The sequence below is a fragment of the Alteromonas sp. HB246098 genome, assembly GCF_054890645.1.
In genome coordinates this window covers 234,730-261,028 of record NZ_JBTZUG010000003.1, presented here as the reverse complement: position 1 = coordinate 261,028, position 26,299 = coordinate 234,730, and the positions used below count along the sequence as shown (strand labels likewise).

At 43.2% G+C, this 26,299-nt stretch carries 24 protein-coding genes; 7 read left to right on the top strand and 17 right to left on the bottom strand.

The window, feature by feature from the left end; translation table 11 throughout:
* Window positions 1-140 precede the first annotated feature (140 nt).
* The 8 genes from ACYTPF_RS09100 to ACYTPF_RS09065 all read right to left on the bottom strand — a co-directional run bounded on the left by ACYTPF_RS09100 (window position 141) and on the right by ACYTPF_RS09065 (window position 6,927).
* Window positions 141-566 carry a hypothetical protein gene (locus tag ACYTPF_RS09100; protein WP_461851982.1) on the bottom strand — a complete coding sequence of 142 codons (426 nt, stop codon included), beginning with the start codon at window positions 564-566 and terminating at the stop codon, window positions 141-143.
* A 56-nt stretch (window positions 567-622) separates the two neighbouring features.
* Window positions 623-1,087 carry an RNase H family protein gene (locus ACYTPF_RS09095; RefSeq protein WP_461851981.1) on the bottom strand — a complete coding sequence of 155 codons (465 nt, stop codon included), beginning with the start codon at window positions 1,085-1,087 and terminating at the stop codon, window positions 623-625.
* Between the two features lie 16 nt (window positions 1,088-1,103).
* Entirely contained in the window at window positions 1,104-1,841 is a 738-nt protein-coding gene (locus ACYTPF_RS09090) for a hypothetical protein (protein ID WP_461851980.1), read from the bottom strand.
* Between the two features lie 4 nt (window positions 1,842-1,845).
* Window positions 1,846-2,607, bottom strand: a complete 762-nt coding sequence (locus tag ACYTPF_RS09085; RefSeq protein WP_461851979.1) for a hypothetical protein — start codon at window positions 2,605-2,607, stop codon at window positions 1,846-1,848.
* Window positions 2,608-2,799: 192 nt separating this feature from the next.
* On the bottom strand, window positions 2,800-2,994 hold the full coding sequence (locus tag ACYTPF_RS09080; RefSeq protein ID WP_049586892.1) for an RNA-binding protein: 195 nt from the start codon (window positions 2,992-2,994) through the stop codon (window positions 2,800-2,802).
* 975 nt (window positions 2,995-3,969) lie between these two features.
* On the bottom strand, window positions 3,970-4,542 hold the full coding sequence (locus ACYTPF_RS09075) for a recombinase family protein (RefSeq protein WP_461851978.1): 573 nt from the start codon (window positions 4,540-4,542) through the stop codon (window positions 3,970-3,972).
* A 579-nt stretch (window positions 4,543-5,121) separates the two neighbouring features.
* On the bottom strand, window positions 5,122-5,829 hold the full coding sequence (locus ACYTPF_RS09070) for a hypothetical protein (RefSeq protein ID WP_461851977.1): 708 nt from the start codon (window positions 5,827-5,829) through the stop codon (window positions 5,122-5,124).
* 201 nt (window positions 5,830-6,030) lie between these two features.
* Window positions 6,031-6,927: a tyrosine-type recombinase/integrase gene (locus tag ACYTPF_RS09065; protein ID WP_461851976.1), complete on the bottom strand. Its 897-nt coding sequence runs from the start codon at window positions 6,925-6,927 to the stop codon at window positions 6,031-6,033.
* Between the two features lie 384 nt (window positions 6,928-7,311).
* On the opposite strand from ACYTPF_RS09065, the gene ACYTPF_RS09060 reads away from it, so the two are divergent.
* Window positions 7,312-7,713 (top strand): hypothetical protein, encoded by a 402-nt coding sequence (locus ACYTPF_RS09060; protein ID WP_461851975.1) that lies wholly within the window; start codon window positions 7,312-7,314, stop codon window positions 7,711-7,713.
* 280 nt (window positions 7,714-7,993) lie between these two features.
* Here the strand turns inward: ACYTPF_RS09060 and ACYTPF_RS09055 are convergent, their stop codons facing one another.
* Both ACYTPF_RS09055 and ACYTPF_RS09050 read right to left on the bottom strand, forming a co-directional pair.
* On the bottom strand, window positions 7,994-8,722 hold the full coding sequence (locus tag ACYTPF_RS09055) for a hypothetical protein (protein ID WP_461851974.1): 729 nt from the start codon (window positions 8,720-8,722) through the stop codon (window positions 7,994-7,996).
* A gap of 72 nt (window positions 8,723-8,794) precedes the next feature.
* Complete coding sequence (locus ACYTPF_RS09050) at window positions 8,795-9,814, bottom strand: helix-turn-helix transcriptional regulator (RefSeq protein WP_461851973.1); 1,020 nt, start codon at window positions 9,812-9,814, stop codon at window positions 8,795-8,797.
* 97 nt (window positions 9,815-9,911) lie between these two features.
* Between ACYTPF_RS09050 and ACYTPF_RS09045 the strand changes: the two genes are divergently transcribed.
* Window positions 9,912-10,931 carry a hypothetical protein gene (locus tag ACYTPF_RS09045; protein WP_461851972.1) on the top strand — a complete coding sequence of 340 codons (1,020 nt, stop codon included), beginning with the start codon at window positions 9,912-9,914 and terminating at the stop codon, window positions 10,929-10,931.
* Window positions 10,932-11,152: 221 nt separating this feature from the next.
* Here ACYTPF_RS09045 and ACYTPF_RS09040 read toward each other — a convergent pair whose 3' ends face one another.
* The 3 genes from ACYTPF_RS09040 to ACYTPF_RS09030 form a co-directional block, all read right to left on the bottom strand.
* Complete coding sequence (locus tag ACYTPF_RS09040; RefSeq protein WP_461852103.1) at window positions 11,153-12,007, bottom strand: alpha/beta fold hydrolase; 855 nt, start codon at window positions 12,005-12,007, stop codon at window positions 11,153-11,155.
* A gap of 141 nt (window positions 12,008-12,148) precedes the next feature.
* On the bottom strand, window positions 12,149-13,501 hold the full coding sequence (locus ACYTPF_RS09035; RefSeq protein ID WP_461851971.1) for a sensor histidine kinase: 1,353 nt from the start codon (window positions 13,499-13,501) through the stop codon (window positions 12,149-12,151).
* Window positions 13,498-15,027 carry a DUF3369 domain-containing protein gene (locus tag ACYTPF_RS09030; RefSeq protein WP_461851970.1) on the bottom strand — a complete coding sequence of 510 codons (1,530 nt, stop codon included), beginning with the start codon at window positions 15,025-15,027 and terminating at the stop codon, window positions 13,498-13,500. The genes ACYTPF_RS09035 and ACYTPF_RS09030 overlap by 4 nt, the downstream gene beginning before the upstream one ends.
* Before the next feature lie 295 nt (window positions 15,028-15,322).
* On the opposite strand from ACYTPF_RS09030, the gene ACYTPF_RS09025 reads away from it, so the two are divergent.
* Window positions 15,323-15,994 carry a nitroreductase gene (locus tag ACYTPF_RS09025; protein WP_179983782.1) on the top strand — a complete coding sequence of 224 codons (672 nt, stop codon included), beginning with the start codon at window positions 15,323-15,325 and terminating at the stop codon, window positions 15,992-15,994.
* A gap of 104 nt (window positions 15,995-16,098) precedes the next feature.
* The gene (locus ACYTPF_RS09020; RefSeq protein ID WP_461851969.1) at window positions 16,099-16,755 is read left to right on the top strand and encodes an NADPH-dependent FMN reductase; all 657 of its coding nucleotides are present in this window, start codon (window positions 16,099-16,101) and stop codon (window positions 16,753-16,755) included.
* 67 nt (window positions 16,756-16,822) lie between these two features.
* On the opposite strand, the gene ACYTPF_RS09015 is transcribed toward ACYTPF_RS09020, so the two are convergent.
* From ACYTPF_RS09015 to ACYTPF_RS09005, 3 genes are all read right to left on the bottom strand, one after another.
* Window positions 16,823-17,929, bottom strand: a complete 1,107-nt coding sequence (locus ACYTPF_RS09015; protein ID WP_461851968.1) for an NADH:flavin oxidoreductase/NADH oxidase — start codon at window positions 17,927-17,929, stop codon at window positions 16,823-16,825.
* Window positions 17,930-18,028: 99 nt separating this feature from the next.
* A complete protein-coding gene (locus ACYTPF_RS09010; protein WP_461851967.1) occupies window positions 18,029-19,183 on the bottom strand; it encodes an iron-containing alcohol dehydrogenase in 1,155 nt (384 codons plus the stop codon).
* 14 nt (window positions 19,184-19,197) lie between these two features.
* A complete protein-coding gene (locus ACYTPF_RS09005) occupies window positions 19,198-20,064 on the bottom strand; it encodes a type 1 glutamine amidotransferase domain-containing protein (protein ID WP_461851966.1) in 867 nt (288 codons plus the stop codon).
* A 109-nt stretch (window positions 20,065-20,173) separates the two neighbouring features.
* On the opposite strand from ACYTPF_RS09005, the gene ACYTPF_RS09000 reads away from it, so the two are divergent.
* Window positions 20,174-21,082 carry a LysR family transcriptional regulator gene (locus tag ACYTPF_RS09000; protein ID WP_179983777.1) on the top strand — a complete coding sequence of 303 codons (909 nt, stop codon included), beginning with the start codon at window positions 20,174-20,176 and terminating at the stop codon, window positions 21,080-21,082.
* Window positions 21,083-21,156: 74 nt separating this feature from the next.
* On the opposite strand, the gene ACYTPF_RS08995 is transcribed toward ACYTPF_RS09000, so the two are convergent.
* Window positions 21,157-21,561, bottom strand: coding sequence for a type 2 periplasmic-binding domain-containing protein (locus ACYTPF_RS08995; RefSeq protein ID WP_179983776.1), 405 nt, complete (start codon window positions 21,559-21,561; stop codon window positions 21,157-21,159).
* Between the two features lie 167 nt (window positions 21,562-21,728).
* On the opposite strand from ACYTPF_RS08995, the gene ACYTPF_RS08990 reads away from it, so the two are divergent.
* Both ACYTPF_RS08990 and ACYTPF_RS08985 read left to right on the top strand, forming a co-directional pair.
* The gene (locus tag ACYTPF_RS08990; RefSeq protein WP_461851965.1) at window positions 21,729-21,980 is read left to right on the top strand and encodes a hypothetical protein; all 252 of its coding nucleotides are present in this window, start codon (window positions 21,729-21,731) and stop codon (window positions 21,978-21,980) included.
* Between the two features lie 285 nt (window positions 21,981-22,265).
* On the top strand, window positions 22,266-26,288 hold the full coding sequence (locus ACYTPF_RS08985) for an ExeM/NucH family extracellular endonuclease (protein WP_461851964.1): 4,023 nt from the start codon (window positions 22,266-22,268) through the stop codon (window positions 26,286-26,288).
* Window positions 26,289-26,299: the final 11 nt, after the last annotated feature.

The following is a 26,299-nucleotide window of genomic DNA, read 5'->3' as shown; positions in this document are numbered from 1 at the left end:
AGTTTGTACCTCCGATACGTGTGTTAATGGTTAAAGGAAACGACCTCCTGAGAGGCGATATAAGATCGAGTTAGGTGTTGGTAATGGGATTGCCTAGGGATAGGCTTAAAGTCTTCTCAGAAGATCGTTTAGATCGCTGTTTACGCTGCTTTCTTTGCGCTGTAATAAAATAGGAATGCTGCATCTATGGCATCGGTGTTTCCGGTAAATGCGCCTATTAGAGCACTATGCTTTACGGGTTCATCATCAAGATAATCACCTTGTGCTCCTGTTAACCAATCGGTGAACTCATGAGCCGTTGAATACGAATAGCCCAACACTTGCTCTACTCGTTCCTCAATCACCCATAACATTTCATCAAAGAAGTTTACAGCCAAATTGATGACGTCGTATTTATCCATACCGTGCTTATCTTCAAGATATGTGGTGATTGAATGAGGAAAGGCCTTGCCATGGACTACTAAATCTTCAATAGACACCTTATCCTTTGCTGCGTTACAGGCATCTACAACTGTTTTTAGTGAGTCACTGTTTGCAATGGCTGGGTTGATAGTTGTGTTAATCATAAGAAATACCTCCAATAAGTGTTTATGTGTAAGTCAGGGAGTGGTTAAGAGAAGTGTTAAGCAGCAGCTTCAGTCGCTAAGTTATCTGCAAGTTCATTGCCGTAGATACCGCTATGACCTCGAACCCACTTAACGACAACCGTAGGCTTCTCTTGCTTCAGCTTGTCGATACGTTGCCATAGGTCTTGATTGGCTACAGGCTTCTTACTGGCAGTCTTCCAGCCTTTCAGCTTCCACCCTTTGAGCCACTCGTTGTAGCCCTTAGCAATAATGTCGTTATCTGTGTGGATAATGTCTTCAGGCTCTGCCAGTTCGAGAGCTTTTATAACTGCCAGCATTTCACAGCGAACATTTGTGGTTGTCTCTTTGCCTTCTACTGGCTCAACTCGTGCCTTGTAGGTCTCCAAGACTTCCTCTTGGTCATTCAACACGACAACGCCTAAGCCACCGTGTTTACATCCGTTCTGGTTGTTAGGCGCTGCACCGTCAGTAAAGATAAGTCGTGGTGTTAGTGTACTCATATCCTAATTCCTCCGATTAATGGGTTAATTGTTTAGCTAGTGCTTGTTGAACCTTGGCTAGTTCTGCTTTGCAGTCTTCAAGACGTTTAAGGCCAACCTCTGCTGAACTGATTTGTCTGTTCATTTCGAGCAAGTGCTTCTTAATCTCACGGTCAAAGTAAGCTTTTGTCTCACTGACTTGCTGTTGTCGTTCAGACTCTGAAAGTCCATCCTTGCGATTTATCTCAGCAATCTGCTTGTCTCGCTCACGCTCCATACTTAAAGCGAAATCAGCTTTAGACTGGTTGCAGTGCTCAATGGTGTCGTTGTACTGAGTAGCGTTAGTTCTGTTTATTGAATCCAGTAACTCAGAGCGACGACTGATAAGCTGGTCTACAGTCAGTTCAGGCACAATGTGTTGAGGTCGTTTAGCATCTTCAGGCAACACCAAGCTATCCGTGATAGTGCTCCAGATGTCGTCTAGTTTCTCTTGTCGCTGTTTCTCGTTCAGGAACACAAGAGTCCAGAAGTTAGCCTCAGCCATGTCTCTGAAATCAGCCTTAGCCGTGTTGAAACTGTCTCGAAGTTGTTTCGCCTTGGCTTCAGCTTCTCGACGTTCAATAGCTTCTTGTGTGTATTTAATGCGGTAGTCATCGAACTTAATGCGACCTTGTGCTTCGCTGTTATACAAGTGACTCAGTAAGTCTTGGCAGATAGCCTCAGTAGCGTTAAGACGGTCTCGAAGTTCTCTAATAATGTCAGCTTGTTTGCTCATGGATTTATCCTCCTAAGTATTTTCGTTCAAGGGATTTAATGGTTTTAATTCGGTTAAGTTGTTTGGCGTGAAAAGGGTTCTTCTCGTGCTTCTCTCTCATAACTCGCTTCTGGATGTTGGATAGGTTCAGCTTGTATGTGTAATGCCTAGTCCAAAGGCCGAGATTATTAATTGGCACATGCGATAACTCGAAGATTGGCTCAAGGATGTCTAGCATCTTCAAGGCTCTGTTAGCGTTCAGTCGATAACGCCTCTTTTTACCTGTCCTTGTGATGTGCTGAGGCATGTTAATCATCCTCACAAGGCTCTTACGGCACACAAAGATTGCTAAGGTCTTCCTGTTAGGGAACAGGTCTTTCTTGAACCAAGCAGCGAGGTAGATACACAACCACTGTTTCATGGTCACATGCCTACCCACTGCTTCGACTGATGCCTTGAGCAGATACAGCAACTGAGAGCGAATTGGTAAGTCACCGAGTCGTCTGTAAGGTGATAGTGCTTTAAGCTTCTCTGCTTCATCTAGCAAGCCACCAAAGGCTTTCTCGTAGTGAGTTAAGTCAGCCTCTGAGTACCATTGCTTACCACCGTGAAAAGCTTTAGTTAGCTCTTGGTTGTATGAGGCATAGCGCTTGGATAGTGCTGGTGGCTTAAACGTTGGATGACCGTTGTGCAAATTAGCTTCACGGTGTCGCTTACAGTGCTTGCCGTACTTAGCGTTATCGATAGGACGAGAACAACCCCACACCTTGCATGTGGAAGTTGTCATAGCCTTAAACCTTGTCAGTTAAGTAATTATGGATACATTCATTCACGATACTACTAGCGCTTACTTTCACGCCTCTAGTGTCTTGAAGTCGTGCTTGGTACTTCTGGACGGTCTCGAAGTTCTTGCTGGTTAGATACACGTTGATGCAAGGCTGAGACACAACTTTGTGTGGTTTACCTAGTGCATTCATCGTTAGCCTCCAGCAACTACAGTACGTGATAGTGCGAATGCTTGAACCTTGGTAGAGACACCTTTCGATTCCTCGAAGTTAAGCGTCTTCTTAGCTTCAAGGGCTTTCTCAGGTGTAGTAAATGTCACGGTACCGTCATCCATAGCGATAATCTTACCGTCACGCATAAGGCCGTATACAACGTTAATGTCAGTCATAGTGTTTCTCCTATAGTTGAAGTTTTGTGAAAATAAATGAATACAAAGACAAGAAGGCTCTCAGGCTGCATGTAGGTATCTTAGGGCTTACCTACAGAGAACCCTCTTGTGGTTGTATTCAGTGAACGAAAGGATGCCTAGGACAAGTGCTGGAGGTAGAGCACAAGTCCAAAGGCTTAGAAAGATATGAGTAAACAAACTCAGTTAGACCATACACACATGAATCAATACACATGAGTAAGGGATGACTAAGAGAGTCTTAAAGACTTGCCTCTAGTCCATTAACTAATTGGGTTAATCATTGATATATCCAGTAACGGACTGTCTTTAAGACTAACTAAACGATACTGGTGTTGGTCTTAGATTTGGTGACTTAGAGTTGCCCCCCTTACCCCCCACGTTATGTAGGTAGATAAGGGTGGAAACAATCATCTGTGAACCAGTATCTGTTAGCTTTGTGTTGGTCTTGAGTTTGATTGACTGGTCACTTGCCCCTGAGCCGTAGCTCACCACCGTGAAGTTAGTGACCGAGTGTTTGTCTTCACGATGTCCTCTGGAATGTTGATTTCTCTCTGTCCGTAAGTCAGGGAGTCATCTGTTCAATTTTTTTATCCATATGTCAGGGAGTCATTAACTGAACTTTTTCTTCCATAGGTCAGGGAGTCGTCTAAGCATTGAATTTACTGGACTCACCTTATATTAGAAAACGTTAATGAATATGCGGGCTTCATGGTCATTAGGTCTAAACCAACGGAAAAAGGAAATCGTAACTTCAAGACCTCTCTAAAGATCGACAGCGCCTCTCTACGGGCTTTTCTAGGTACAATTAATACGATTGTATTAGGTGAGATAACTCGATCTGAGAGGGCTTTACAGAGCCTCGAACATTTAAGCATGAGACTCCGTTATGATAGTGCTGAAGATGTCTTGTAGAGGAGTGACAGACCACACGAACTATAAGTTTCAGTGATCGAACTAGCTAGGTTGATTACTCTGGCTTATGAACTCATTGATTATCTTATGCACCGCTCCCTTACTACAGCCTAATTCTTCAGCAATCTTAGCCATGCTCAAGCCTTCCTCTCGTAGCTGGTGGACTCTCTCACGGTCTACAGACTTCTTACGCCCAAACTTAACGCCTTTCTCTTGCGCCTTAGCGATACCTTCCATTTGTCTCTCGTAGCGTAGAGACAACTCAAACTCAGCTACAGCAGCAATCATGTGGAACATTAGCTTACCGTGTGGTGTTGTCGTGTCGATGCCTTGGTCAATCACTATGAGACCTACGCCTTTATCATCGAGTGACTTCGAGATATTCGCTAGGTCAGCCACAGAGCGACCTAAACGGTCTAGCTTGGTCACAACAATGGCTTCACCTTCACGCACGTAATCAAGCATCTTCTCTAACTCTGGACGGTCTGCTGTCTTACCTGAGCGCTTCTCTTGGTAAATCTTAGCGCAGCCTTTCGCCTTCAATGCGTCTAACTGTACGTCTAGCTTCTGGCCTGTGGTTGATACTCGTGCGTAACCGATAAGTTGACCTGTCATGATAAATCCATCCTGTTCAATAAAGTCTAAAGGTTAAGTGACCAATAAGATAATGAACGGTAAGTGAACGGTCAATAGGTAAGTTCAAAAAAGTTTACTTTGGTGGACGAATGTCGATATGGAAATTTGCATAGCGAGCACTAATAACCAACCTCCAAATTTGTCGTTCGGTTTACATTGCCACCACTCTGGAAATTTCCGGAGTGAGAACATAGAACCACCAGCAGAGCCTGTGCGTTGTCTTCGTGTTTGGTCAAGATGAACTGCGACTTGCTTGAAGATTGTCTTAGCGGTGTTCCTGTGGTGCATAGAGGCACCCTATGGGGGGAGTTGAGGCTTCATCATTGTCGAATTGGCCTCTCAGATTTTTGTAGTGAAAAACACTGAGACGTCAGCTAGGCAACTATGTTTTCTAACATTAATTATGTCATGACAATCAAACGACTCTTGAGATTTAAGTCGTTTAATTTGCGCTGAGTGGAATTATGCAACTTGAAAGAAAATATAGTTCGCAGTTGTGTTGCCAATATTCTCATGCCGCTATAAATATTGACTAACATAGTTTTAAAAACGTTAGGCTTAATCGTTGTTAGTTGAACCCTTGGGTTGCAGTAACGCCCTTACTCTTTTCATCAGCAGGCCAAGTCCACGAGAGTCAAAAAGTGCAAGTTTGTTTATTTCTTTATCAGTAAACCTGCCTTTCAGTTCATCAACTCCATCTGTATCTTGCGCGAATCGAAAAATCACTACTAAGCTGGATTCATCCAGAGGTTCTCTATCTTTAGTACCATAAACATAAAACTTTTCTGGAGACATAGCATAGTAGTCCATAGGCATTGATTCTTCCGTGCCCAGCTTTAATAAGCTATAGAAACGGTGTTTGATTAAAAGTCGTGTGCTCGTGTAGATATCTTTATGAGCTTCCTCAATTATTAATTTGGATAGTTGCTCTGAACGCTTGATAAGACGTGCAGATGTAATCCAGAGCATTCTGTTATTAAGAGGGTATTTACCATCTTCAGTCATTTCGGACGATAAGTGTTCGAATGCTTCAAGTAGTAATTGTTCACTTCGTTTTAGATACGCCTCTGATTCTCTCCATTTTTCATTCTTTCTGTTGACATAACCTGTGTATACAAGAGCTGCGGAAGCAACAAGCATACTCATAACAGCTGAAATATCCTTGGCCTCAAGTTTGTCTAATGTATTTACAGCTGAAACTAAGAAAACGACCCATAGTAAGCCAAATAAACCCACGGCAATTCCACCAATAGTATGTCTGTCCATGCTGACCCCTTGCTATATCCATTTTTGATGAATTAGATTTAAAGCTAGAGTGTATTCGTGCAGTGACTTCCGCATCAACTTTTTCTTTCACCTGTTAGGTTGTTATCATCGGCAACTTAACTCTCACTCGTGATATTTCTTATTAGTGAGTAAGAATAGGTAGTGAAAGAAGATAGTTACAAAAAATTTCACTTATAGAAATCAGTCCATCAGAGAAACCACGTCCTTAACCCCAAGGTGTGTGTATCGCTCCAGCATCTCAGTTGAACGGTGCCCTGAAATAACTTTTAATTGGTTAACCGAAAGGCCTCTTTGAGCATACTTAGTGATAGCTGAATGCCTCATTGAATGAAACGATAGTCCGGTTATTTCTAGGCGTTTACACGCTCGTCTAAAAGCCTTCGAGAGACTTTCTGCTGTAACGTTGTAGAGGATTTGATGATTATTACATGACATAAGCCTGTCTTTTAAAATCTGAGTTGCTTTTGCGTTTAACGGAACGTAGCGTGAGTAGCCATTCTTGGCTTCAGGAACATAAAGTCTGTTTTGGTGAAACTCTATATGTTGTTTTTGTATCTTTACAATTTCTCCTCTACGCATAGCTGTCTCGTAAGAGAGTTCAGTAGCAGATGCAACTAATGGAGGTAAATCTTCAAGCAGTAGCTTTAACTCTTTCTGTGTTACTACTCTGTCTCTTGGTTGGCATTCAGGAGGATATTTGAAGTCCTTGAAGGGAAAAGGCCAATCTAACTCGAAGTGCTCAATTCCAAACTTAACGATGCGAGACAGCATCTGTAAGTCTAATCTCGCGGTACTGCTCTTTACTTCTTTGAGCCTCTGACGCTTAAACGCTTCGATTTCTGCTAGGGTAGGAGGCGACTTAAAGTTTTTCTTCAAGCATCGCACACGGTAACGTACAGAACCGCCCATGTGCTCAAGGTATTTGTCGCAGACCTCGTGAAAAGACAATTCATTTGAGCCCATTAAGGCGAAACGTTCTGCTTCTTGTTGAGTTGGAAAAGTCTTAGAGATTCGCTTACCTTGCTCACGAATCTGTACGTTCCAGTTGCCTGATTTTAATTGACGGATAGTTGCCACTTCGTTCACTCCAAAATACTTAAAGGTTAATGGAAGTGAAATTCTTGAGGCCTTGCCAGTATTGACTTTCGGAGGTGCGTGTAGAGTTCGCAGCGTTATCGCGCAGGTGGGCATGGGGTGTCAGGGGTCGGAGGTTCAAATCCTCTCACACCGACCAATCTCTCCTATTTTTCAATGACTTACCCCGCTCATTGATTGCTCGCGAAATAAGCGTCCCAAAACTGTCCCATAATTGTCACATTATACAGTAGTACAGTTTTAATTTTCTTATCTGATCATTCATTACTAACTTTATGTTTCCAGCTTGATGCACCCGTATCAACAATGAAAATTCTCCCTAGTCGTGACTAGTTAATCCTGAGGTTTACTAAACAGGACATAACTGTGACAAATAAGACTCAGAAGCATGATCTGCAAATCACGTTCATTCATCAGTTCAAAAGAGCGACAAGAACAGCTTGGCCTGACAAGTTTCGTTTATGTTGGTATTTCAACTCAGAAACCCTGGATTATGTTTACGAACATAAGAACGAGCAATTTGTTACCAATGGTTTTGTTATATCAGACGGTCTCGCAAATCAGCTTCCAGAAGAGTTCAGGAAGAAATATTTCGAGCCATCTGAACGATGCTTATTGTTCTTAATGTTCGAGCTACAAATCGTTGGTTTTATCAATTCAGATGAAGTTGATGATGGAGAGTTTGAAAATGTTTTCGGTGTAACGAAACATCGTTACTTTTCAGCCGAAGCAATTGATGAATGGACTGAGCAGATTGAATCACTTTAAGGGCTGCTTTGCAGCCCCTTTTTTAACCATTAAACATAAAGCCATTTATTTCAATTTTTAGATTGCTCGTTTAGCGGTAGTTGCTTATGTCTGAGCTAGAGCTCGCACACGTGCTTTGAGACCTAATCTGAAAGATATTAAAATGTCATAAGTTTACGTGTTTACATTATTTTTCCTGCCGCGTTTCTGTGCGTAGTGCAGACCCTTAGACGATATACTTTCCATCGCAAAAGGCAGAGGCCTAAAAAGCAAAGTGTATACTCAGGTTTCGCATGCTCCTTTACTTCCAGCCGGTTGAGCCCAAGGCATTATCAGCGTACTTAGATATATTACTTGCCAGCGTAGCCATTTTGTCGAAACTATTGATACCCGAAGCACCACCAAAGAATGGGACAACAAACACCAGAGTGTTATTGTCATTGCAACGCGCAACATTGAACATTTCACCGTCGTCCACAGTCGTCAAATCGCAGTCGAAAAAGCGAAAAAAGGACATCATCGAGCCTTTGCCGGTACATACTATTACTCGCGGACTATGTTTTTTTACTAAGCTTTGAAAGAAACGCCCTCGATGTGAAATACACCATTCTATATAAACGTCGAAAGAATGCAGTCCTATGAGCTTAGCCATATCGCTATTCCAAGATACACTGGAGCGATTTTTGAAAGAAATAGGAAAAGCGTTCATCTTAAATCCAATGCCATCCGAGCACATAAGCTTGTGTCTAACAGCTTGTTCTTTATGCCCATGTTCCCAGTCATAGAGATAACTGTATAGCCAGGCAATCTTATTATTGTATTGATATTTAAGACGCTCTTGTACCTGTCCATCCCAGTTGCCCACATTGAAAGGTCCCTCCATTGCCTTTTCTAGATCAGCCAAGTCTTTAAACTCCGTTCCCCATTCCAAGCCACATACCCAAACACTTGAATCTAAATTTCCACCATCACAGCCGTAGTGGGAACATGCAAATTGTTTGAATTTTTCATTTAAATGGCGCTTCGTCATTACTTAATCCTTTATCCTTTCAACTTAAACACAAAACTTACATCTAACCTGCGTCATAACTTGTCGCATAGATTAACAATTATCTACTTTATACAAATTGGATAATGCGGTGACTTCATTTTTAATTGTTTGTCGCAAATTCGTAGGCGCGAGCACTTCAATACTGCTCCCTTGTGAACGTAGCCACCATCTGAACTGCCAAGAATCCTTGACGGTGGCAGTAAGGTTAAGCCAGTCAGTATTAGTTTCTTTAACCTTCATATCATGGGATAGCGGAGTCTCAAAAAGATAGTTGATGACCGAACGATGAATTCGAGCTTCAAAAGCAATGTCACCACTCAAACTAAATTCAGCAGCACCAGAATCGATATAATGTTGCAACGAAAAATCCAATGGCTTATCAATATTGTCCTCCAGCTGTTCAGCGACATTTATTCTCTGTAACGCATATAAACGGATATCACTGTAGCTAAATGCTGTGGCAGCTAAATAAAGTATCTTACCTCGCTGAATCAACCCGAGTGGGTGTAGCACGAGTGTTTTAGCCTCTTCTGCCCAAACACCCGAATAGACAACTTTCACTTGCTTATCATCTAGCAGAGCACTCTGGATAATGTTAAGGACTTGTCCGTCAATAGCTGGAGGGAGTAACGGCATTGATGGTGATCGAATGGCGACTTTATCCGTCCATTGAGCAAGAGCATGGTCTCGATTAGCTTCTTGCAAATGTTTTTTAGCATATTCGAAACGCGGCTTTAATGGTCTTAAAACCGAGGGTGGTAGTAGTGGAGCGATAACTTCTTCGGTTATTGCCAGGGAAACACAATCACTGATGCTGAGATTAGGTATATCAAACGAAGCATTATCCATCCAGCGCCAGCCATAAGGTCTACTTTTGTCGTTACAGAGCAAGGGAAACTGTCGAGATAGCTCATTTAAATCTCGCTCAACAGTACGCTTTGAAACATTAAAACCTAAGCTTGTAAGCCTTTCTACTAGTTCTCTGGCCGATATACCTACGCCAACTGAAGGTAAGAGTCTCAAGATTTCCCACTGGCGACTTAGCGTATTCCGTTCTGTTATCTGACTCATCTCAATTCGTCCTTACATGTGCGACACATACTGTCGCGCCTTTTAATCACTATACCTTATCTTATTTTACTGAATGATCATTCGAAGGAGTGAAAAAATGCTCTACAAAATAGAAGAACAAGCCAACGTTTTTAAGAAATTGAAACCTTTGGAGTTCAAAGACTTTTCGAGTTTTGGAAAGCTTGCGGATAATCTAGAGAACTTAATTGCAAGTAGTATTTTAGATGTATTGTTTGAAGAAGCTAGATTAATGCCTGCGTTACCGCTAAAGCAGCGGCCAGTAGGAGCGGATATATATGCTCTCAATGAAATTGGTGAATTATTATTATTTAGCTTAAAGCGTTCAACTGATGGGGAAGACGCCGTCAATCAAGCTCTAAGATACATGCAAAACGCTGGTCAATGGAGCTACCAAAAATTAGAAGAAAAATTTATACGGCATAGTCGAAACGAAACGTCGCTAGTTCAAGCTCACAAAGAAGCTTTCGGCCTTGAGCACGAACTAGAGCCTGAAAAAATGAACAATAAACAACATCTATTAGTTATCGGCAGTGCAGCCGATCAATCACTAATTTCTCACGTTGATTACTGGCAGAAAAACAATATTTCTATTTATTTCCTACCATATAGGTTTTATGAACTCGCTGGAGAAAATTACTTTGAATTCTTTGCACTTCCACATGATCAACACAAAAACCCAAGAGATGTGAAAGGAGTAATATTCGACACAAATCGCCGCTGGGACGAGAACTCTATTTGGTCGATGATAGATAATAGTCGTCTTGAAGCATATGGTGACGCAAAGAATTTTGTTCACGATATTCATGTAGATGATATTGTTTTCTTTTCGCACGAATGGTGCGGCTTAATTGCTGCCGCAAAAGTAAAAGGTGAGATTAAAGTTCTAGACAGTGAAACTCTGTATCGAGATGTAGAATTTTTGACTCCTACCCCGAACCGGAAGGATAACAGAATGTTGGCTATGCCTTTTTCACAAGTGAAACTAAAAACGGGTAAAACTTTCTTTTGGGCTAGGACTGTAAAGATACCTTATCTGTCAAAAAGTGAAGCACTTGAGTTAGTTGAAGTGCTTAATAATTATTTATATCAAACATAGAAAGTCGCGAATTCCGGAATACTTCGTAGCCGCACCTTTGAGTGACAGAAGTCGGCTATGAGCGTAGAGCGGACATCTAACATCTCGTCCCATTAAAACACAGAATATGATTTTTCAAGGGAAAGGGGAGGCTATGAAAATCACAGTAATAAATTGTTAGGTCGGAAGTTCAAATCCTCTCATACCGACCAATTTTTCTCTCTAAAGCGACACCCACGCACCTAATCTTCAATAAATCCAAAAATCGACTCTAAAACCAATTCAGCACTCTCAATCTGTGGGTAATGTCCTATATCAGCAAGTTCTACTGTGTCAGGCTTGGGTATAAGTTCTTTATATCTTACCACAATGTGTGCACCAGAAATTGGGTCTGCCATGCCGGCGGTTAGTCGAACCGGAACGTCGGCATTTTGAAGTGCGCTTACCCAACGCTCTCTGTATTGCTTGCGCTGTTTCATATAGTTCAAAAGCAAGTGCATGTATTTGTGGCCATTGTTTTCAGTAATAAGCGTCCAAAAGTCATTAATGTCTTGGTCTGAAGGGGGCGTGTTCGGGCCAAAAATGTTTTGCATACTTTTTCGAATGGCGCTTTTGTTTAAAAGATGAATGAGTAGCCCGCCAATAGGGGAAAGTAAAAGTTTTTGAATGGGTAATGCACGATGTGCTTCAGGAAAAAGGCCGCCATTTAGCAAATGCAGCGATTCAATACGAAAAGCAAGAGTGCCGTCTAACTGACGGGCCACTAACTCCTGAGCAACGGTATCACCGTAATCGTGAGAAAGAACGTGAGCATGCGTAATTTGAAGGTGCTCCATTAAGGTTTCTATCACCGCGGCTTGTTCTTTTATTTTGTATTTTTTGGGCGCTTTGGTGCTAAAACCAAACCCCAGCATATCGAAAGTTACACCGTGAAATTTCTGAGTAAGTGCAGGCCATAATTTAACCCAGTCAAAGCTCGCGGTAGGGTATCCATGAATTAACAACAGCACGGGGCCTTCGTCTTGGGTAGTGTAGAAAATTTGCTGATCATTAACGTTTAGAAATTGGCCTGAGCTACGCCATTGTGAAAGTTGCATCACGAAAAGCCTTATTATGTTTTTACACTCAGCTTGCCCATTGTGAAGCTTTGGGTCTGTCGTAAGCGCGACATTTAAACCATGTCGCGCTTGTTGCGTCAGTTTACACCAAAACAAATGGGCGATAGGGCGGTAACTGCATTAACTCTCGACAGGTATACAAACTGTTACCTTTGTTCCTTCACCAGGTGACGATACTAAATCAATTTCGCCATTAAATTTTTGGCGAACGAGGTTGTACAAAATATTTAAGCCCAAACCGGTGCCGCCCTTGTCACGAGCTGTTGTATAAAAAGGCTCAAACACCTTCTTGTGAAATTCGGCAGGAATGCCTTTTCCGTTGTCTTTAACGCTTACTACAACACCTTCGTCACTCTTGCTACAACATACTGTGACTTGATTCACCTCGTTTTTCATTGATGAGTCGAAAGCATGGCGCTGGGCATTCGATATTAAATTAGTCAGTAACTGGGCAATAACACCGGGGCAGGTTGTAATAACCAAATCTGGGGTAACATCAATACTAAGCTCGATTTGTTCCTTGCGAAGCATAGGCTTTAATGGATTGCAAACCCGAGGGATATATTCATCCAGTGCGATTTCTTCAATTTCTAGAGATGTTTGGTCGGCAGAGGTTCGCTTAAAGTCTTGAACTAGGTTTGCGGCTCGCATCAGGCTTGTTTCAGCTAACGTTAGCCCCTCAGTGCAAATCGCTTCAAAATCCTTGAAACCCTCTTCTGTTAATTCACCATCTTCGAAATCTCGATAAATCTCTTTCAGTTCTTCTTTGCAGTTGCTTACGGAGGTAAGCGCAATGCCTAACGGCGTATTAACTTCATGGGCTATGCCGGCTACAAGGTTACCCAAGGCAGCCATTTTTTCTGATTCAACAAGCTTTTCTTGGGCAGCCTCAAGTTCGGCAGTGCGATCTTTTACTTTTTGCTCTAGATTCTGGTTAGCTTCTATAAGCTGTTGCTCATAGTCAGCCCGTTCGTTAGCACTTACCGCACGCCCGTAAAGATCGGCAAGGGAAGCCGCAAATACCATTTCATCGTCAAGCCATTCACGAGCCTTACCTTGGTGTTCACAGCAGATTATTCCTATCATCTTACCGCGGTGGCGAATAGGGACGTCCAGCATAGAACTTATGCCCAGTGGTGTAAGATATACTTCAGCAAATTCAAATGTCGCAACATCGGTTAGCGCGTCATGGGCGGCTATTGTTCTACCTGAATCAAGCGCTTCAAAGTAATGCGGAAAATCCCTTCGAGTTAGCACTAAACTCTCATTATCAAGATCATTGCCTTTGTCTATAAGCAATGTGCACTGCACAAGAGTTTGGTTTTCATCATATAACCAAATACCTGCTCGAGTAATCTTCAAGCCTTCACACACCGAGTTGATAATTAGCCTAGACGCAACGTCTAGTTCACCTTTATCAATGTCAGGGCTTTGGCTAACGCGTAGTAAAATTAACTCTAGGTTTTCTTTCATTCATCTTCGTCCGGTTCTGTGGCACGGATCTCTAATATTCTATCGAAGTGCTCTAGCATTATATGGGTGATTAGCGGGTCGAATTGTTTTCCTGCATTTTCTTGAAGGTACGCTTTTACCTCATCAACGCTCCATGCGGGTTTATAGCAACGTTTGGAAAGCAGGGCATCCACCACGTCAACAATAGCCATGATACGCCCTTCAATTGGGATGTTGTCTCCGGCAAGCCCGTCAGGGTAGCCTTTACCGTCCCATCTTTCGTGGTGGGTCTTGGCAATGATAGCGCCCATTTTGGCAACGATGCGATCAGAGTCGGCAAGCAGTTCATAGCCCTTTTGCGCGTGGGTTTTCATTATTTCCCATTCATCAGGGTCAAGCTTTCCAGGTTTGTGTAAGATAGATTCTGGTATGCTGATTTTGCCTACATCGTGAAGGGCAGCAGAGTAGCGAATGGTATCTATGAACTCTCTGCTCATGTGCAGCTTTTCTGCTAGAAACTCTGTCATTAATATAACGCGTCTAACGTGGCCGCCGGTTTCCTTGCTACGCATTTCGATAGCGTCGCTTAGCACCATGATGAGTTCTTTTTGTGTTTTTTGTATATCTTCTTTCTGCGTGAGATTTTGGAAAATAACCGCTACATTGGATGCAAACATTTCCAGCGTTTTTCTTTGCATTGCATCTAAAGGCTGGTCTAGCTTTACATACAAAATATTGTGGCTATCTTCACCTGTGGGGTAATAACCGATGAATACTTTATCGCTTTGGTAGTGCGATTTATTCGCCAATACTTGTTTAACCTCTTCTTCGATGGCTTCTGGTATACGCGTTGAGATACCCGGTTCACATAAACCAACAAGGTCTCCGCTTGCCCCCAATACGGTCATACTCGTATCGCCATACAAGTCGGTATGCTGTGTGGAAAGATATAACACTGAGTTATTTAAATTGAGAAGGGTGAGTGTCTGTTTCAAAACGGCAGTACCGAATTGAGCCAGCGACTGACTTGCCAGTACAGAAGAGGATGACTTTAAGACCTCTTCCATACCACGCTTACCTTGCTCTATGGTTTGTATATCACGATAAGAGCGAATTGCCGTATAAACGCATGATTTAAGCTTTAGTGAAGAAAGCTCTGTCTTGGCTTTATAGTCATTTATGTCATACCGTCTAATCACATCCTCTTCAGGCGCTTGCCCGGGCTGGCCAGTTCTTAGTATTAGTCGAGTAACGTGGTTTTTAAGATCATTGCGAATAGCATCTACCAGTTTCAATCCAGCGTCGTCGGTTTCCATCACTACGTCAACAAACGCAAGGGCAATGTCAGGGTTAGCTTTGAATAGCGCTAAACCTTCTTCGCCACTATGAGCAGATAAAAACTCTACGCCACGCTTCTCAAAATGGAATTTGCGTAGCGTGAGTTTGGTAACCTCATGAACGCCTTCTTCATCATCAATAATGGCAATTTTCCACGGCGCTAAACGCGGGGTATTTTGTTCAGTTTTAGACTTTTTGAATAACGACATACACAGTGCAGTGAACGATTAGATACCCTAAACGTAAGCCACAATTTTCATTCTCGCAAATCTGTGAATAAACTTTTGTTCTAAAGTTGAATGCCGTTGATTTGTTAAGGAAAACGATTGTTATTTCTGACTCATTTCGTGTTCTGAATGGAAGTGAGTAAATAAAATTTTTTCAATATTTCTATATATATCTATAAGAACAATCAATCTTAATAAGCTTTCCTGCCTATTGAAGAGTCACTTCCCCGTGTTTACTCTAAATTAACAATTTGAATAACCGCGTTTAAGGAAGTGTATGAATTTCGCAGAGTTTGCAGCATCAAGAAAAAGTGTTCGAGGGTTCACCAAACAGCCTGTTACTAAGGAAACGGTGGACGCCATTATTAACGCAGCGAAGTGGGCGCCATCATCATATAACACGCAAACTTGGAAAATTCATGCGGTGGCTGGTGATGTTTTAGATAAAATTCGCGAGGGTAATACCAAGAATACATTAGAAGGCAAACCTCACGTTCGAGATTTTCCCTATAAAGAAGACTATGAAGGTACACATCGCCAACGCCAAATAGATGTAGCAATACAGTTGTTTGACGTAATGGGTATCGCGCGTGAAGATAAAGAGAAGCGCATGGATTGGATGATGAGAGGTTTTAGACAATTTGATGCGCCTGTATCTTTGGTGCTGACGTATGACAAATCTCTAGAGCCTGCAGGTATAACGCAGTTCGGCTTAGGATCTTTAGCGTATGGTATCGTGCTGGCGGCGTGGGATTTAGGTCTGGGTTGCGTTATCAATGGCCAAGGTATTATGCAGTCTGACGTAGTACATAAGTACGCTAATATCCCTGATGACGAAGCCATTATGATTTGTATTGCGCTAGGTTACCCAGACCCAGATTTCCCCGCAAACAATGTTCGCTCTACTCGTGCTGACAACGAAGAGTTTGTGACTTATCACGGGTTTTAGCCTATTAAACTTATGCTTTGCTTTTTTGATAGCGTAACGGTTGTGCCCTTCTTTAAGAAACACTAGGCTGGGCTACGCAATGCACTAACAAAGGAGCAAGCGAGGTGAAATTCTTAGTTTTTCTCGGCACCGTACGTGACAGCACGCCCCCTAGGCCAGCAAGGTTAGGCCTTCGAGTCGCAAAAGCGATAATGAATTGGGCCAAAGATAATATGGCTGAACATGAATTTGAGCTAATTGACCCTTTAGATTATTCAACCGGTGAAGTATTCAAACCTCATTTTGCGTACGCGCAAGGAAAAGCTCCCGAGGCGCTATCTACTCTTGCCGAGAAAATAGAGGCGGCTGATGGCTATGTGATGGTAAGCCCTGAGTACAACCATTCGATGAGTCCGGCGTTGGCGGATTTACTTAATCACTTTGGTAGTTCTTTATATTCATTCAAGCCCAGCGTTATTGCCACTTATTCAGCAGGGCAGTGGGGCGGAATGCGCGCTGCCGTCGCAATGAGAACTTTTCTATCTGAACTAGGGTGTCTTCCTGTTTCAGCAATGATCCACGTGCCTCATGCGCAAGATGCGTTCGATGAGGACGGGGCCGCTGATAGTGAACAAGAAGATAATTGGCGAACCTACTTTGGTCGTGCGCTTAGCCAAATGCGCTGGTGGGCTGAAGCTACATCGAATCACCGCCAAGAAAAAGATCCGTTTGAAACCTCAAAAGCTTTTAAAGCATCGCCAACCCAAAGGAATATTAATTAAGAGCAAAATAAGCGCAAACAAAAAAGGCAGCATAGCTTAAAGCCTCTGCTGCCTTTATTTCTACTTATTACCTTTCATCTGATGGCGCGTAACGCTCCAACCAATGAGCGTAAGGCGCAGGCATTACCCATGACGGTTTCTCAACGCCTAACTGTTTTGCTGCATAGTACGTCCAATGTGGGTTAGTAAGGTGCATTCTACCTACCATAACAACGTCAAGCTGTTGGTTTTCGATAGTCTCGTTAGCAAGCTCTGGTGTGTCTACACCCCAAGCTGTTGCAACAGGGATTTCAGCTTCGTCTCGTACGCGTTTTGCAACAGGCGCTAAGAAAGCCGGGCCCCACGGAATATTTGCTTCAGGGGTATTGAAGCCCACGCTAACACTCACAAAATCAGCACCAATTTCTTTAAACTGTTTAATGAGCTCGATAGATTCGCTTAGCGTTTGCTCGTCTTCACCATCGTATTCAATAACGCCAAAACGCACGGTTAGCGGTAGGTTTTCTGGCCAAACTTCACGCACTGCGCTTAGTGTTTCAAGCAAGAAACGTCCGCGGCCTTGTGCGTCACCGCCGTATTCATCTGTACGCTTATTGGCATGCTTTGAGAAGAAGCTTTGGGCCAGATAACCGTGGGCAAAGTGTAGCTCAAGCCATTCGAAGCCAGCTTCAAGTGCACGCTCGGCGCCTTTAACAAAGTCAGCCTTAACACGTTCAATGTCGGCCTTGGTCATTTCGGTAGGTGTTACCGGAAGGTGCGCGCCAAACGCTTCTGCAGATGGGCCAATAGGTTGCCAACCGTTTTCTTCACTTGGCTGTATGTGATCGTCGCCTTCCCAAGGACGGTTAGCGCTAGCTTTTCGCCCAGCGTGAGCAATTTGAATACCTGCCACCGCGCCTTGGCTTTTGATGCGCTCTGCGATGTTTTTAAGGCCACTAACGTGATCGTCTTTCCAAATGCCTAAGCAATTTGGCGTAATACGACCTTCCGGAGAAACCGCTGTAGCTTCAACGATTACAAGCCCTGCGCCACCACGGGCGAACGACTGATAGTTTGCTTCATGCCACTGGTTGGTAAAGCCGTCTTCTGCCGAATATTGGCACATAGGAGGTACAGCAATACGATTGCGAAGCGTGACGTCTTTTAACGAAAACTGTTCAAATAGTGCAGTCATATTTCTCTCTAATTAGGATAAGAATAAAAAGTACCCAAACTATGCTGGGTACTTAAATGTTGAAAAAGCATATGCGAGTAGCGTCATATGCAACCAGGCTTATGCTGCGAGGGTTAAAATTTCGCGGGCTTTTGCCAGGTCGATATCGCCATGCTCACCAAGCGCTGTTAATCCGTTGCGCTCTAAGTTGTCGATAAGCCCATCAATTGCAGACTTTTCAATGTCGTAGTCTGATAGGCGGGTTTTTACCTGCATGGTTTCGAAAAAGTCTTGTACAGCCTTAATGGTCAAGTCGATGGCTTTTTCTTTGTCATCTTCTTGAATACCGAAGACGCGCTCGCCTAACTGCAGTATTTTTTCCTGTTTCTTGTCGCGCTGCACGAACATAAGCGAAGGCAACACAATAGCTAACGTTGCGGCGTGATCTAAACCGTGTAAGGCCGTTAGTTCGTGGCCAATCATATGAGTACCCCAGTCTTGTGGTACGCCTTTTCCAATAAGGCCATTAAGCGCCATAGTTGCTGACCACATCACATTTGCACGTACGTCGTAGTCTTCAGGTGTTGCTAGGGCTTTAGGACCTTCTTGAATTAAGGTTTGTAAAATACCTTCTGCAAAACGGTCTTGAAGCGGCGCATTGACTGGGTAAGTTAGGTACTGCTCGATTACGTGAACAAATGCATCAACTACACCGTTAGAAACTTGGCGTGGCGGTAGTGAATACGTGAATTCCGGGTCAAGTACAGCAAATACTGGCTGTACTGTTTCCGATGAAAACGCGCGCTTCTGTGAAGTTTCCTTTCTGTTTACTACCGAGTTGCCGTTACTTTCAGAGCCTGTTGCAGGCAGTGTAAGCACTGCGCCAATAGGTAGTGGATTTTCGAAAGATGCCCCCTTGATTAATATATCCCATGGGTCTCCTTCAAAGTTTACTGCCGCTGCCACAAATTTTGCGCCGTCGATAACACTTCCGCCGCCTACAGCAAGAATGAAGTTAACGTCATTTTCACGGGCCACATTCACCGCTTTCATCAGTGTTTCGAATTCTGGGTTTGGTTCAACGCCTTGAAATTCAATAACGTCAGCGCCTTCCAGCGCGGCATTTACTTTATCGTAAATACCATTTTTCTTAATTGAGCCGCCACCATATAGGAAGAGGACTTTTGCTTGTTTCGGCAAACGTGAAGACACTTCACTTAGTTGACCTTTGCCGAACAAAATTTCGGTTTGATTTTTAAATGTAAAATTAAGCATCGTGTTGCCTGTCCTTAATTAGTTTGTAAATTTAGCTGTTGTAATAGCTTCTCAGCTAGCAGTTCGTCAGAGAATGGGTTTTGGCCAGTAATAAGTTCACGGTCTACTACTACGTTTGGCGCCCACATTTCTTTGTATTCCATAATTCCACCCGCTTGCGCCATGGCATCTGCTGGGTAGTATAATAGCTTTGCATCATCTAAAGTGCTTTCAAAATACTCTTCTTCTGGTGTAGAAAAGATTGTCATTTTGTAGCCTTCATAAATCCAATTTTCAGATGTGGCTTGCTCGTCTGTTTTCAATGCCAGCTCAAATGCCTTTGGGTTAGATTGCCCAGAAAGTAAGGCGATTGGGCCATGGCAAATTGCGGCAGTAGGTTTTCCTTCATTGTGAAAGTGAGACAAAATCTCGCCCACTTGAGGGTTGTTTGCTAAATCGATAAGCGGAGCATGCCCACCTGGGATAAATACACCCTCGAACTCATCAAGCCCTTGTGCGATAACTTCATTTAATGACAATGTGTCATTAATTCCATCTATTGATGCAACAAATGTTTGAATATCTCGCATTTGCGATTCGCCGCCATCAAAGTATTGTGGAATAACAGACTTTTTATCTACTGCTGGAGCATTGCCTTTAGGTGTTGACAATACTAGCTTGTAGCCCGCATCTACCAAAGCCTTAGCTGGCACGCCAAACTCGTTAAGGTAATAACCTGTTGGCTCGGTTTTTCCTTCTGCAAGCTGCATTACATTTTCGCTTGAAAGTAGAACAAGCACTTCGCCTTTACTGGCTTTTGCCGACTGAGCGTCTGCAGCATACGCTGATTGTGATAACCCAGCGATGATGGCAAGTGATAGAATTGTTGATGATTTTTTCATGTGCTTTTCCTGTCGCATTTGAAAGTGCAAGCATCTTAGAGTTATTGGTTTAAAAGCAGAAGTCAGATAAATTATGATGAGTCATCAAAAATCTGATGGGTGGAGAATTATGTCGTACCTAACACAGCTAAAAACCTTTGTAGAAGTCTATCGAAGCGGCAACATCACACGCGCCGCAGCAAGGCTGCATATGTCTCAGCCAGCAGTAACTTCACATATTCAGGCAATGGAGCATATTGTCGGTAAAGAGTTGTTTGTAAGAAAAGCCCGGGGCGTTGAACCTACAGCCATTGCCGATGACTTAGCGTTACAAGTAGCCAGTCATATAGATACATTAGAACAAAAGGTAGCGTCTATCCGAAGCCGCGCTTCAACCGACCATGGTACCTTACACTTAGCTGGTCCCGCAGAATATTTAAGCTTTGTTGCTGGCCCCGCGTTAGCAAACTTGCTTCAAGCAGATAAAGTAAATTTGGTTATCCATACGGGTAATAAAAATAACACTTATCAACTGTTAGAAGATGATGTTGCTGAACTTGCTATCACTGCCTCTGAACCAACTGATGCCATGTACGAATATCAGATGTTAGATAAAGAACGTTTAATTTTGGTCATGAACCGGGTTCAAGGTAAATTACTTGGTGACAAAGAGATTACGGCGTCGTTACTGAATCAACACAAGGTAGTAAGCTATGACGAGCAGCTTCCGCTTATTCGCCGTTATTTTTCAGAAGTATTTAACGCGCCCTGCGAGTCACCTGTGGCCGCGATATGCCCAGATATTCGCGCAATCAGCAGCATACTTAAAGCTGGAATAGGGTACTCTGTTCTACCCGATTACCTGTGCAAAGAAGCAATAGCTAAGGGTGAACTTATTCCACTTGGAAAGAGTGGGCCTGAAAACGAGATTTACTTGGTATGGAAGAAAGGTGCGCTGCGACATCCTAGAGTAGATTTTGCAAAAGACGTGATAATGGCATTTGCCAATATTAATTATCTAGCCAGTTACCCAGACTAACTTAGAGGTGCAGTGCGACACGCACAAAAGTGTGTCGCACTGTGACTAAAATAAGCTTTTTAGAGGTGGCCAGTTTAAAACGTGCCAACAACCTTTACTTGGCTGTCAACTTTGCTCTCATCAATAAATCCAATTGTATTTGGATTTGTCGCAACTAATTTCAACATTTCGTCTTCCGATGCAATCATCTCAGGTGGTGTACCGCGACCAGTAAAAACTAGCTTCGACCAAAATGCAGAATATTGTGATTCCGATTTTCCTAACACGCTGTTATTAAATGCATCTCTCGCTGCATTGCCTTGCTCGAACGTGAGTGGAATGGCGCGGTTGCCATCTGGAAATGCCTTCACTTTTCCCAGGTAAATCTTTTTCACTGTGTCGATATCTATACCTGAATTGTTGTTAGCATTTACAATTACAGCAGTGCCCGCATAAAGTGGTGCCGATAAAATTAAAAACAGGGCTGCAATTATCTTCATTGGTATTACCTTTAGTCCTTTCTCTGTCAGCTAAATTGCTACGTTAATAAACTGCAGAGACATTATTGTGAAAGGGCACATCACCCTCTTTGAAGTATAACCAAGATTTGTGATTTGTCGCACTTCAACAAAAGGTGAAATTTAAAAAAAGGAAATCAAGTAACGTTATGGCAAAACCCAATGCAAAAGGGCCGGTAAGAACCGTTCAAATATTTTGTGCCAAATGCAAATTCCAACTACTTAAATACCGAAAAGGTGGCAAGGGGGCTTTGGTGAAATGCTTTAAGGAGCGGATTGTTGAAGACTACACTAATGAAGAGGGGATTTGTCCCTCATGTAATGTCCAGTTTGCCAGAGGCACAATGATACGTGGTGCTCCCGCGCTTAAGGTTGTTGGCGGTAAAGTGCATATGAAGTGAAAGCCTGTGAAGCGGGCGCACGTTTAACGTGCATTCCAAATGTAACATGCACCGCTTTGCAACACGAAAATGTTTCAGAACTGAAACAACTTAGTAATGTTACAAATCAACTTTCCCTGTACCAACGTTCAGTCGAGTTAATCAACAAATAAACTTATTTTAAACGCGTAACTTATTGAAACATAAATAGTGTTACGTTTTTATTATTATTTTTGTTAAGTGCTTGCTGTAAATACGTATGTATAAGAATTTATACCTTCCTTATGCAAAAAAGCGGAAAGCAAAATGATTAATGAGGGTAACACACAAAAGTATAAGCTGAGTAAATCAGCTAAAGTCGTAAACGCGTTGTTGGCAGGGGCCTTGTCACTGGGCGTAGTATCACTTAATGCTTCGGCCGATACGGTTTGGCAGGAAGATTTTGAATCCAGTGAATTGCAAGGAAAGGGTGCAACTGGTTCTAATCCTGATGGAGCCGTTCTAAGCCTCGACGGAGTAGAGCGTTGGTCAATTGATGTGTCCGCAGGCGCATTAACTGCAACTACAGATTGGTTTCGCGTTGAGAACGGCGCTATGCAAGCCCGTGATGTGGATGGCGAAGTAGTTTGGTTGAGTGAATCAATCGATATTGCTAGTGCCGGTGAAGTCACTATTAACGCAGCACTTTCTCAAAGTGGGACGTTTGAATCGGCAGATTACGTCGACGTATTTTACTCACTAGACGGCGGTGCTTTCGAGCTTATAACGCTAAACGAAGGAGCATCAAATACCGTTCAGGATGATTTCGGTAGTGCCACGGTAAATGAAACAATTGGAAGTGGTAGCACGTTGGTATTAAAAGTTGCCATGGCGAACAATGCTGGCTCTGAGTACCTAAATCTAGACAGTATTTCGGTAAGCGGCGATAGCGCCACCGGTGACAACGGCGATGGCGGTGATAACCCAGATAATGGTGGTGAACCTTCTGACGAACTCCTTTTCTTAAGCGGTACTTGCTTTAACTGCCCGGATTTAGAGGCAATTAACTTAGCAAGTAATTTTGTCGCATCAGACTACTACGCCGCTTTAGATACCGCTATCGCTAACGGCGATAGCGCACAAACACTGAAAGAAACAACACACAACATCATTGAAAACGGTCATCGCACATTATCCTACTCTGAGGTGTGGACTGCGCTTACCTATACTGATGAAGACCCTTCAAATACTGACAATGTTATCCTATTTTATAAAGGGATATCACAAGGTAAGTTCACCAACGGAAGCGGTAGCCAAAGCTCTAATCAAGAAAATTGGAATCGCGAACACGTATGGGCAAAAAGCCATGGTTTTTCAAGTACAAGCTTAACGGCATACACAGATATTCTTCATCTGCGCCCTACAGACATTTCAGTAAATAGCTCTCGCGGTAATTTAGACTTTGATTTCAGCGATAGCGCACTTGCCGAAGCACCTGAAAACCGCGTTGATAGCGATTCTTTCGAACCGCGCGATGCAGTGAAAGGCGACGTTGCTCGCTCTATGCTTTATATGGATGTGCGTTACGATGGTAACACTGCAGGTGATACCGAAGAAGATTTAGTATTGCTAAACCGCTTAACCTCTACCGACGAAGCAGCATTTGGCAAGCTTTGTGTGCTGCTTCAGTGGCATGAGAGCGATCCTGTTGATGAATTTGAGCGTCGACGTAATGAGCGTGTGTTTGAATTCCAAGGAAACCGTAACCCGTTTATTGACAAGCCTGAACTTGCTTCACTTATTTATAACGAAAGCTGCGATAGTACAGGTGGTGATACAGGCGGCGATACCGGTGGAGACACAGGTGGCGATACTGGCGGTGATACAGGCGGTGACACAGGTGGCGATACCGGTGGTGATGCTGGGCCGTCATCCAATAGTGTTTACATCTCAGAGTATATTGAAGGTGGTAGCTTTAACAAAGCGATAGAGCTTTTTAATAGCTCGACTCAGTCTGTGAGCTTGTCTGGCTATGAGTTAGTTTTACTTTCAAACGGTGATACTGCCGACGCTGACCGTAAAGTACTAACGCTTGAGGGCGAAATTCCTGCAGGTGGCGTAGCAACATTCGCTCACGCCCAAGCCGATGCCTTACTCACAACTGGCTCTACAATCAGTAGTTTCGTAATGAACTTCAACGGCGACGATTACGTGGAGTTGGTATATAACGGTCAAGTTGTAGATGCTTTAGGTACCTTCGGCGTTAAGACTAATTGGGGCAAAGACGTCACGTTAGTACGTAAGAGCACAGTGACTGGCGGAAACCCTAACCGCAACCCTGCTTTTACCACAGATGAATGGGATAGCTTTGCAAAAGATACACTAAATAATTTTGGTTCTCACAACGGTTCAGTAAGTGAGCCAACAGACCCAACCGACCCGACGGATCCTACAGACCCAACCGATCCAATTGCTGAAGTGGTACTTATCAGCGCAATTCAAGGTGATGGTGAAGAATCAGCGCTTGTCGGCACGGATGTTATTGTTGAAGCAGTAGTAACCAAAGTTGTACCAGCCATGAGTGGTTTCTTTGTTCAGGAAGAGGCAAGTGATTCAGACGATAACACAGCAACTTCTGAAGGTGTGTTCGTTTACGCAGGCTCATTTAACCTGCCGGAAGAAGGGGATGCGGTGCGTTTGCAAGGTACAGTAGGCGAGCGCTTTGGTGTAACCCAACTGTCTCTGTCTGCAGAACTCGAGGTTACGGGTGTAGGTAGTAATGTGCTTTACACACCTGTTGCAATGCCATTTAGCCCTGATACTGATTTAGAAGCACTAGAGGGCATGCATATTAGTTTTGAGCAAACCCTTAAAGTTTCTGATATCTACAATCTTGGACGTTATGGTCAGTTCAACGTGTCTTCAGAACGCTTATTCATTCCTACTAATCAGTTTGTAGCGGGTTCACAAGAAGCGTTAGCGCTCGCCGAAATTAATGCACGAAACACCTTATTGGTTGATGACGGAGAAACCTCACAGAATTTGGATGATATTCCTTTCCCTGTAGGTGGTTTATCCCATAACAACCCACTGCGTTTAGGAGATAGCGTTGAAGCTCTGGAAGGGGTTCTACATTTCGCTTTTGGTGATTATAACTTAATCCCGGTAGGTGATATTCAAACCGTGCGCACTAACCCGCGAATTGCTGCACCACAGCTAAACGCTATCGGTGATGTAAAAGTAGCTAGCTTTAACGTACTCAATTACTTCAATGGCCCGGAATTCCCAACCTCTCGCGGCGCAGACTCAGTTGCTGAATTTGAACGTCAGAAAGCGAAGACCATTGCGGCTATTGTAGCAATGAATGCCGATGTACTTGGTCTTGTTGAAATTGAAAACGATGGTTATAGCAGTGATTCAGCTATTGCGACATTAGTTGAAAGCGTCAACGCTGAACTGGGCAGCGATGAGTACAGCTATGTTGCATTAGAGTCTCAACTAGGCGGTGATGAAATTGCGGTTGGTATTATTTATAAACCAGCTGTAGTTTCGTTACAGGGTAACCCTGTGACTTCATCTAGCGCACCATTTGACTATGGCAACCGCCAACCTTTACTACAAAGCTTTAGTGTGAACAGTAATGGCGAAGACTTTACCTTAGCGATAAATCACTTTAAGTCGAAGGGAAGCTGTGGCAGTGCTACAGGCAATAATGCTGATTCGGGAGACGGTCAAGGGTGTTGGAACGAACTGCGTACCCAAGCAGCACAAGGCCTAATTTCTCTTGTTGAGCAAAATAGTAACGTCTTGTCTGACCGCGTTATCGTAATGGGTGATTTGAATGCCTATGCGAAAGAAGAGCCTATCCTTGCGCTTGAAGAGGCTGGCTACAGTAACTTGGTTAACTTCTTTGATGGAGACAACGCTTATTCGTATAGCTTCGGCGGAGAAGTAGGTTACTTAGATCACGCTTTATCAAGCCCATCGTTAACGGAGTATGTGGTAGACGCAACGGTATGGCATATTAACGCCGATGAACCCCGCGTATTCGATTATAACGTAAATTATAAGACTGAAGCCCAACTTTCTAGTTACTACGGCGCTGATGCGTATCGCTCGTCAGATCACGACCCAGTAGTGGTAGTGCTTAACTTCCCAGAAGAAGTCACAGTTGGAGATTTTGATGGTGATAACGATGTGGATTACAACGATATCATGGCTTTCTATCAACTGTTCTTACAAGGGCAAGCGACGGGTGAAAACTTCGATTTTAACGGCGATGGCCAAATTAACTTCTTCGACATTCAGGCATTAATGGCGATGTGTACACGCGCTAACTGTGCAATTTAATTTTAGGAAAA

Excerpts from the sequence above, each read along its gene's own strand:
- ACYTPF_RS09040 (WP_461852103.1), bottom strand. The coding sequence starts at position 12,007 with ATGCAACTTTCACAATGGCGTAGCTCAGGCCAATTTCTAAACGTTAAT.
- ACYTPF_RS09050 (WP_461851973.1), bottom strand. The coding sequence starts at position 9,814 with ATGAGTCAGATAACAGAACGGAATACGCTAAGTCGCCAGTGGGAAATC.
- ACYTPF_RS09000 (WP_179983777.1), top strand. The coding sequence starts at position 20,174 with ATGTCGTACCTAACACAGCTAAAAACCTTTGTAGAAGTCTATCGAAGC.
- ACYTPF_RS08995 (WP_179983776.1), bottom strand. The coding sequence starts at position 21,561 with ATGAAGATAATTGCAGCCCTGTTTTTAATTTTATCGGCACCACTTTAT.
- ACYTPF_RS08990 (WP_461851965.1), top strand. The coding sequence starts at position 21,729 with ATGGCAAAACCCAATGCAAAAGGGCCGGTAAGAACCGTTCAAATATTT.
- ACYTPF_RS09010 (WP_461851967.1), bottom strand. The coding sequence starts at position 19,183 with ATGCTTAATTTTACATTTAAAAATCAAACCGAAATTTTGTTCGGCAAA.
- ACYTPF_RS09070 (WP_461851977.1), bottom strand. The coding sequence starts at position 5,829 with ATGGACAGACATACTATTGGTGGAATTGCCGTGGGTTTATTTGGCTTA.
- ACYTPF_RS09045 (WP_461851972.1), top strand. The coding sequence starts at position 9,912 with ATGCTCTACAAAATAGAAGAACAAGCCAACGTTTTTAAGAAATTGAAA.
- ACYTPF_RS09100 (WP_461851982.1), bottom strand. The coding sequence starts at position 566 with ATGATTAACACAACTATCAACCCAGCCATTGCAAACAGTGACTCACTA.
- ACYTPF_RS09095 (WP_461851981.1), bottom strand. The coding sequence starts at position 1,087 with ATGAGTACACTAACACCACGACTTATCTTTACTGACGGTGCAGCGCCT.
- ACYTPF_RS09080 (WP_049586892.1), bottom strand. The coding sequence starts at position 2,994 with ATGACTGACATTAACGTTGTATACGGCCTTATGCGTGACGGTAAGATT.
- ACYTPF_RS09035 (WP_461851971.1), bottom strand. The coding sequence starts at position 13,501 with ATGAAAGAAAACCTAGAGTTAATTTTACTACGCGTTAGCCAAAGCCCT.
- ACYTPF_RS09075 (WP_461851978.1), bottom strand. The coding sequence starts at position 4,542 with ATGACAGGTCAACTTATCGGTTACGCACGAGTATCAACCACAGGCCAG.
- ACYTPF_RS09090 (WP_461851980.1), bottom strand. The coding sequence starts at position 1,841 with ATGAGCAAACAAGCTGACATTATTAGAGAACTTCGAGACCGTCTTAAC.
- ACYTPF_RS09025 (WP_179983782.1), top strand. The coding sequence starts at position 15,323 with ATGAATTTCGCAGAGTTTGCAGCATCAAGAAAAAGTGTTCGAGGGTTC.
- ACYTPF_RS09030 (WP_461851970.1), bottom strand. The coding sequence starts at position 15,027 with ATGTCGTTATTCAAAAAGTCTAAAACTGAACAAAATACCCCGCGTTTA.
- ACYTPF_RS09015 (WP_461851968.1), bottom strand. The coding sequence starts at position 17,929 with ATGACTGCACTATTTGAACAGTTTTCGTTAAAAGACGTCACGCTTCGC.
- ACYTPF_RS09005 (WP_461851966.1), bottom strand. The coding sequence starts at position 20,064 with ATGAAAAAATCATCAACAATTCTATCACTTGCCATCATCGCTGGGTTA.
- ACYTPF_RS08985 (WP_461851964.1), top strand. The coding sequence starts at position 22,266 with ATGATTAATGAGGGTAACACACAAAAGTATAAGCTGAGTAAATCAGCT.
- ACYTPF_RS09055 (WP_461851974.1), bottom strand. The coding sequence starts at position 8,722 with ATGACGAAGCGCCATTTAAATGAAAAATTCAAACAATTTGCATGTTCC.
- ACYTPF_RS09085 (WP_461851979.1), bottom strand. The coding sequence starts at position 2,607 with ATGACAACTTCCACATGCAAGGTGTGGGGTTGTTCTCGTCCTATCGAT.